The following is a 7,049-nucleotide window of genomic DNA, read 5'->3' as shown; positions in this document are numbered from 1 at the left end:
GACCCGGCACCCCAGTAGGCGCCGGGCCCAAGCCCAGCGCAGCGGGGGCGCGGGGAACTGCGCGACCAGCCACGACGGACCCGCACCCGCCCGACAACCTGACCCGGCACATCCGTAGGCGCACATCCTCTAACGGCCCAACCACACCCCGGCCCCCACCCAAAACCTCCCTAACCTGGACCAATGGGTGAGGACAACCGGCTGGCCGCGGTCGTTGCGTTGGCGCAAGGCATGGCGGCAGCCCACGGCTCTCGGGAGGCGTGGCGGGCCGCTGCCGGGGGGGCGTGTCGGGCGCTCGGGGGGAGTTTTGCCGCGCTGTCGGTGTGGGAGCGGGAGCTCGGGCGGCTCAGGGTGCTGGTCAATGTGGGGGAACGGGTGTCGGGGGAGGAGGAGTTTCCCGAGGGGGAGGCCTACCCCGTGCATCAGTTCCCGGAGATCACCGAGTTCCTGCACGAGCGGTGGGCCGGGGGCGGGGAGCCCAACGCCTGGGTGGAGACGGCGGAGGGGCCCGCGGCCGGGGTGCGGCCGGGTTACGTGCATCAGCGGGTCGCCGCCCTGCGCAGAAGGGGACGCGGGTGCTGTGTCGTCGCTCCGATCGTGCTGAACGGGCGGGCCTGGGGCGAGCTGTACGTGGCCCGGCCCGTCGGCGCCCCGCTGTTCGGGCGGGAGGACGCCGACTTCGCCACCGTGCTCGCCGCCGTCGTCGCCGCCGGTATCGCCCAGGCGGAGCGGCTGGAGGAGGCCAGGCGGCTCGCGTTCACGGACGCGCTGACCGGGCTCGCCAATCGCCGGGCCGTGGACATGCGGCTGGACGAGGCCGTCGAGCGGCACAAGCGGGACGGGGTCGTCGTCAGCCTGGTCGTCTGCGATCTCAATGGGCTCAAGCGAGTCAACGACACCCAGGGGCACGCCGTGGGGGACCGCCTGCTGGAACGTTTCGGTTCGGTGCTGTCGCTGTGCGGGGCCATGGTGCCGGGGGCGCTGGCCGCCCGGCTCGGCGGGGACGAGTTCTGTCTGCTCGCGGTCGGTCCCTCCGCCGACGAGGTGGTGCGGGCCGCCGACGAACTGTGCCGTCGGGCCGCGGAGCTGGAGCTGGGGGAGGGGGTGGCGTGCGGGGTCGCCTCGACCGCGGATCCCATCGGGCCCGTGCGGTCGGCCCGGCGGCTGTTCCGGCTCGCCGACGCCGCGCAGTACCGGGCCAAGGCCGAGCGGGCCACCAGGCCGGTGGTCGCCGGCCGGGGCGGGGCCGAGGACCCCGTCGTACGGCTGGCGGATGCCGCGCCGTCCGAGACCTCGCCGGAGCGGCGGCGGTTCCGGGGGCGGCAGCCCTGAGGCGCCGCGGGCGGTAAGGGGCGTAACCCCGACCCAGTAGTGACATCCTGGAATTCAATGCGTACGCTCCTGAATATGGATATGCACACTGTGGTGGTGGGGACGTCCGGGGTCACCGCGTCCGACGTCCTTGCCGTGGCGCGGGACGGTGCCCGTATCGAGCTCTCCGGGGAGGCCGTCGCCGCTCTCGCCGCGGCCCGCGGGATCGTGGACGCGCTCGCGGCCAAGCCCGAGCCCGTCTACGGCGTCAGCACCGGCTTCGGCGCCCTCGCGACCCGGCACATCAGCCAGGAGCTCCGGGCCCAGTTGCAGCGCAACATCGTGCGCTCGCACGCCGCGGGCATGGGGCCGCGGGTGGAGCGGGAGGTCGTACGGGCGCTGATGTTCCTGCGGCTGAAGACCGTCTGCTCGGGACACACCGGGGTGCGGCCCGAGGTCGCGCAGACCATGGCCGACGTGCTCAACGCCGGGATCACGCCGGTCGTGCACGAGTACGGCTCCCTGGGGTGCTCCGGCGACCTCGCGCCGCTGTCCCACTGCGCCCTCACGCTCATGGGCGAGGGGGACGCCGAGGGGCCCGACGGTGTCGTACGGCCCGCCGGTGAGCTGCTCGCCGAGCACGGGATCGCGCCCGTCGAGCTGCGGGAGAAGGAGGGGCTCGCCCTTCTCAACGGCACCGACGGCATGCTCGGGATGCTGGTCATGGCCCTGGCCGACCTGGAGATGCTCTACAAGTCCGCCGACATCACCGCGGCGTTGAGCCTTGAGGCGCTGCTCGGCACCGACAAGGTGCTCGCCCCCGAACTGCACGCCATCCGGCCGCATCCGGGGCAGGGGGACTCCGCCGCCAACATGCTGGCCGTGCTGGAGGGTTCGGAGCTCACCGGGCACCACCAGGACGACGCGCCCCGGGTCCAGGACGCCTACTCCGTGCGCTGCGCCCCGCAGGTCGCCGGAGCCGGGCGGGACACCCTGGCGCATGCCCGGCTGGTGGCGGAGCGGGAGTTGGCCTCCGCGGTCGACAACCCCGTGGTGCTGCCCGACGGTCGGGTGGAGTCCAACGGCAACTTCCATGGGGCGCCGGTGGCTTATGTGCTCGACTTCCTCGCCATCGCCGTCGCCGACCTCGCGTCCATCGCCGAGCGGCGCACCGACCGGCTGCTCGACAAGAACCGCTCCCACGGGCTGCCGCCGTTCCTCGCCGACGACGCCGGTGTGGACTCGGGGCTGATGATCGCGCAGTACACCCAGGCCGCGCTGGTCAGCGAGTTGAAGCGGCTGGCCGTGCCCGCCTCCGCGGACTCGATCCCCTCCTCCGCGATGCAGGAGGACCACGTCTCGATGGGCTGGTCGGCCGCGCGCAAGCTGCGCACCGCCGTGGACAACCTCACCCGGGTGCTGGCCGTGGAGCTCTACGCCGCCTCGCGCGGCGTCGAGCTGCGCGAGGGCCTGAGTCCCGCGCCGGCGACCCAGGCCGCCATCACCGCCGTACGCAAGGCGGGTGTCGAGGGTCCCGGTCCCGACCGGTTCCTGGCGCCGGACCTCGCGGCCGCCGACGTGTTCGTGCGGGAGGGGCGGCTGGTGGCGGCGGTCGAGGCCGTCACCGGGCCGCTGCGGTAGGCGGGCGGGGCCCTGTTCACCGTACGGCTGGACAGGGCCCTTTCGGCGGTTACCTGAGCTTGGCCACCTGGGCGTCGACGACCGCCGCCGACACCGGGGCCGCCTTGCCGCTCTCGAGCGAGGCGAAGTCCACGGTGTAGTAGGTGGAGACGGTGTTGCCGACGCGGACCACCTCGGTGTTGAAGGTGGCCGTGCCCTCGCCGTCCATGTCGGAGCCGACGGAGAACGCGACGGACTCGTCGCCCTTGCCGGACGCCTTCTCCTTGGCGACCTTGGTCATCTTCTGCTTCTCGCCCTCGGCGGTCATCGTGAAGCCGCCGGAGCAGGCCGCGATGCCGTCGGAGACGGCCTTGAGCGCCTTCTCGGCGCCGTCGCCGTCGTAGGAGGACAGGCCCACGAAGGTCATCTCGACGTTGAGGGCCTGGATCTCGGAGTCGTCCGCGGAGCCGGTGGCTTCGGGGCTCTTCGTGACGGTGTTGCTCGCGCCCGCGTCCGTGTCGCCCGGCGCGAGGCCCGCCATGGCGTGGGCCAACGGGGCGCACGCCGCCTTGTCGGTCTTCACCTCGCCCTTGGTCTTCGGGAGGGTGTCGTCGCCGTTGTCGACCTCGTACCCGGCGACATCGCCCTTGGCGAGGAGCAGCTTCTCCAGTTCGGCCGCGCTGCGGGCCTTCGCGGCCGGGGCCGAGTTCGCGGAGGAGGAGCCGGATCCCTTGGACGCGCCGGACGCCTTCGCGTCGTCGTCCGAACCCCCGCCGCACCCGGTGAGGAGGGCGAGTGACAGCACGCTCACGGTCGCCGCGGCGCCTCTGCGCGCCCCCGATGATCTCTTCATGTGCGGACTATGAACGTTGTGCCAAGAACACGTCAAGCGCGTTTAAAAGCCGAGCCGTTCCCGGTGTACCGAGTAGACGACGAAGCCCGCACCCAGCGTGAGGAAGAGGGTGCCGCCGGCGATGTACGGCGTGGTGTCGAAGCTGCCGGTGTCGGCGAGCTGCGGACTCTCCTCGGCCGTCTCCGTGCTCGTCGTCGAGACCCGCGCCTGCGCCGTGGCCTGCACGGACGGCTCGGTTCTGACCGGCTTGTCCTGGGTCGCGTTGGCGGACGGGACGAACCAGAGGGCACCCAGCAGGGTCCCCGCGGCGGTGGCGGTCAGCAACGGTCGGCGAACGGATGACACGGAATATCGATCCCCTTGTGGCACTGGCGAATTGGCCGTGTGGGGCGATGTTAGTGAAAGACGCGGGTCACGGGAAAGTCACGGGAGCGATGGGCCTTACTCTCCGGGCATGAGCACTGAAGAGACATCACGTTTTGTGCGGCTTCGGGTGGAACTCGTCGTCGAGGTCGACGACCAGGACGCCGTGACCCGGGCCGCGCTGGAGCGGATCGCGGAGGATCCGGACATGCCGGACGATGAGCGGGCGCACGCCGAGAGTGCTGTGACGGAAGACACTGCCGAGGCCCTCGCCTATCTCGTGGACCCGTTCGACCTGGTGGGGGAGGTGCCGGGGGTCGAGCTGGCCCAGGCCTCCTGGAGCAGTGAGCAGATCGATTACGACCCGGATTCGCCGGACTGGGACCTCGACGAGGATGATGTCGAGGAGGACGAGGAAGAAGAGGTCGTCGGCTGAACACGCCTGGGAAATAGTGGCCCCGGGCGGCAACCGCCGTCCGGGGTTTCGTCGTCTCAGGGGTCGCACGGACCGACAGACGCACCCTCCGCCACGGCGGACGTGGTGTGCCCCACACCTTCCAGGAAGGTGGAACGGGACGAACCGGTCGTAGCGTTTAGTTCTTATTGACGGAGACTCTCGGGGTTTCTGGGGATTCGGCAACGATGGAGAAGCGTGTGATGACGGTCAGCAAGCGGCGCAGGGGCCTGACGGTCGCGTCCGCACTGCTCGGCGGGGTGCTGGTGCTCTCGGCCTGTTCCAGTGGCGACGACTCGTCGTCGAGCGACGGCGGCAACAACGACACCTCGCAGGCCAAGGCCGACGAGGCGGCGGCCAAGAAGAGCTCCGAGGCCGAGATCAAGATCACGCCCAAGGACGGCACCGACAACGCCTCCATCAACAACTCCGCCGCCGTCACCGTGAGCAAGGGCACGCTCACCGATGTGACGATGACGACCGCCGACGGCGCCGAGGTCGCCGGTCAGCTGTCCGCGGACAAGACCAGCTGGAAGCCCGACGCCCAGCTGGAGCGCTCCACGAGCTACAAGGTCGCCGCGGAGGCCAAGGACGCGGACGGTCTGGTCGCCCACGAGAACGCCTCTTTCACCACGGTCTCCCCGGCCAACAGCTTCATAGGCAACTTCACGCCGGAGAACGGCTCGACCGTCGGCGTGGGCATGCCGGTGTCGATCAACTTCGACAAGGCGATCACCAACAAGGCGGCCGTCCAGAAGGGCATCACCGTCTCCTCCAGCAGCGGTCAGGAGGTCGTCGGGCACTGGTTCAACGCCAACCGCATCGACTTCCGCCCCGAGGACTACTGGAAGGAGAACTCCACCGTCACCCTGAAGCTCGCGCTCGACGGTGTCGAGGGCGCCTCCGGGGTCTACGGCGTCCAGCAGAAGACGGTCACCTTCAAGATCGGCCGCAACCAGGTGTCGTACGTCGACGCCAAGACCAAGCAGATGAAGGTCACGCACAACGGCGCGACGATCAAGACCATCCCGATCTCGGCCGGCTCGCCGGAGAACAAGACGTACGAGGGCATCATGGTGATGTCCGAGAAGTTCAAGGAGACGCGCATGAACGGCGCGACCGTGGGCTTCACCGACGACGACGGCAAGGGCGAGTACGACATCAAGGACGTGCCGCACGCCATCCGGCTCACCAACTCCGGCACGTTCCTGCACGGCAACTACTGGGGCGCGAAGTCCATCTTCGGCTCCGTGAACACCAGCCACGGCTGCGTGGGTCTGTCGGACACCAAGGGTGCCAACGACAAGGGCACGGCCGGCTACTGGATGTACAACAACTCGATCGTCGGTGACGTCGTGGTCGTGAAGAACACCGGCGACAAGACGGTGGCCCCGGACAACGGCCTCAACGGCTGGAACCTGAGCTGGGCCGACTGGAAGGCGGGCTCGGCTATCTGACGCCGCCTCAACTCCCCCTGAATCCGGCGGTCTTGTAACAGACCTCGCTGTGGGGGAGTTGTCCGTTGAAGGTCGTGATCACCCCTCGGCATACTGCGATGACCGGGGGGTGCACGTATATGCGTGCGAGTCTCCCCCCGGCCGGGTGAAGGGGAATTCACCCGGTTCTTCTGCAAGGGGGAATCTTGCGCAGACAAGTGAAAAAGGCATGCGCGGCCACGATCGCCACAGCGGCGGCCGTAGCGCTCGCGGCGGGTATGACCAGCCCCGCCTCGGCGGACGCGCAGCAGACCGCGAGTGTCTCGCAGTCGCACAAGGCGCAGCTCACGCCCAAGCACCGCATCACCCTGATCACCGGTGACCGCGTGGTCGTGGACGCCAAGGGCCGGGTCGTCGGCCTGGAGCCCGCGAAGGGCCGCGCACACATACCCGTGCAGCTCCGCAAGGCCGACGGCCACACCTATGTGCTGCCGTCCGACGTCGTGCGCCTGGTGTCGAGCGGCAAGCTCGACGAGCGGCTGTTCGACATCACCGAGCTCGACAAGGCCGCGACCCGCAAGTCCCAGAGCAAGGGACTGAAGGTGATCGTCGGCTACCAGGGCGCCGCCACAGCGGCCAAGGACGACGTCCGGGACGCGGGCACGCTCCGCCACTCCCTGACGTCCCTGAACGCCGACGCGGTGCAGACGCCGAAGCAGGACGCGCCCGAGCTGTGGGACGCGGTGACCAACGGCGACAAGACCGCCTCCGGTATCGCGCACGTCTGGCTCGACGGGGTCCGCAAGGCCAGCCTCGACAAGTCCGTGCCGCAGATCGGCGCCCCGAAGGCGTGGGCGGCCGGCTACGACGGCAAGGGCGTCAAGATCGCCGTACTGGACACGGGTGTCGACGCCACCCACCCGGACCTCAAGACCCAGGTGGTCGAGTCCAAGAACTTCTCCACCTCCCCGGACGCGACCGACAAGTTCGGGCACGGCACGCATGTCGCCTC

General features: G+C 69.9%; 7 protein-coding genes. 5 read left to right on the top strand and 2 right to left on the bottom strand.

The genetic code is table 11. From position 1 onward, the window contains the following. The first annotated feature begins 183 nt into the window (after window positions 1–183). A complete protein-coding gene (locus ACFULQ_RS48110; RefSeq protein WP_383557902.1) occupies window positions 184–1,332 on the top strand; it encodes a diguanylate cyclase domain-containing protein in 1,149 nt (382 codons plus the stop codon). Between the two features lie 81 nt (window positions 1,333–1,413). Continuing rightward, window positions 1,414–2,952 carry a histidine ammonia-lyase gene (hutH, locus tag ACFULQ_RS48105; protein WP_383557909.1) on the top strand — a complete coding sequence of 513 codons (1,539 nt, stop codon included), beginning with the start codon at window positions 1,414–1,416 and terminating at the stop codon, window positions 2,950–2,952. 49 nt (window positions 2,953–3,001) lie between these two features. Here the strand turns inward: hutH and ACFULQ_RS48100 are convergent, their stop codons facing one another. Together ACFULQ_RS48100 and ACFULQ_RS48095 are read right to left on the bottom strand one after the other, a co-directional pair. Then, on the bottom strand, window positions 3,002–3,784 hold the full coding sequence (locus ACFULQ_RS48100) for a hypothetical protein (protein WP_383557899.1): 783 nt from the start codon (window positions 3,782–3,784) through the stop codon (window positions 3,002–3,004). Window positions 3,785–3,826: 42 nt separating this feature from the next. Next, the gene (locus tag ACFULQ_RS48095) at window positions 3,827–4,108 is read right to left on the bottom strand and encodes an LAETG motif-containing sortase-dependent surface protein (RefSeq protein ID WP_383557907.1); all 282 of its coding nucleotides are present in this window, start codon (window positions 4,106–4,108) and stop codon (window positions 3,827–3,829) included. Between the two features lie 130 nt (window positions 4,109–4,238). Here ACFULQ_RS48095 and ACFULQ_RS48090 point away from each other — a divergent pair, with 130 nt between their 5' ends. The 3 genes from ACFULQ_RS48090 to ACFULQ_RS48080 all read left to right on the top strand — a co-directional run. Further along, a complete protein-coding gene (locus tag ACFULQ_RS48090) occupies window positions 4,239–4,583 on the top strand; it encodes a hypothetical protein (protein WP_383557897.1) in 345 nt (114 codons plus the stop codon). 206 nt (window positions 4,584–4,789) lie between these two features. Beyond that, window positions 4,790–6,058, top strand: coding sequence for an Ig-like domain-containing protein (locus tag ACFULQ_RS48085; RefSeq protein ID WP_383557894.1), 1,269 nt, complete (start codon window positions 4,790–4,792; stop codon window positions 6,056–6,058). 197 nt (window positions 6,059–6,255) lie between these two features. Then, window positions 6,256–7,049, top strand: a 794-nt coding sequence (locus tag ACFULQ_RS48080; protein WP_383557904.1) for a S8 family serine peptidase, incomplete at its 3' end; no start/stop codon positions are given.

This window comes from Streptomyces sp. NPDC057253, from assembly GCF_042669125.1.
GTDB lineage: Bacteria > Actinomycetota > Actinomycetes > Streptomycetales > Streptomycetaceae > Streptomyces.
Note: the sequence above shows the minus strand (reverse complement) of the source record. Positions and strands in the feature narration are given on the sequence as shown.

What these genes read in the sequence shown, in the direction of transcription:
- hutH (WP_383557909.1), top strand. Translation starts at nt 1,414, where the DNA reads ATGCACACTGTGGTGGTGGGGACGTCCGGGGTCACCGCGTCCGACGTC.
- ACFULQ_RS48090 (WP_383557897.1), top strand. Translation starts at nt 4,239, where the DNA reads ATGAGCACTGAAGAGACATCACGTTTTGTGCGGCTTCGGGTGGAACTC.
- ACFULQ_RS48110 (WP_383557902.1), top strand. Translation starts at nt 184, where the DNA reads ATGGGTGAGGACAACCGGCTGGCCGCGGTCGTTGCGTTGGCGCAAGGC.
- ACFULQ_RS48085 (WP_383557894.1), top strand. Translation starts at nt 4,790, where the DNA reads ATGGAGAAGCGTGTGATGACGGTCAGCAAGCGGCGCAGGGGCCTGACG.
- ACFULQ_RS48100 (WP_383557899.1), bottom strand. Translation starts at nt 3,784, where the DNA reads ATGAAGAGATCATCGGGGGCGCGCAGAGGCGCCGCGGCGACCGTGAGC.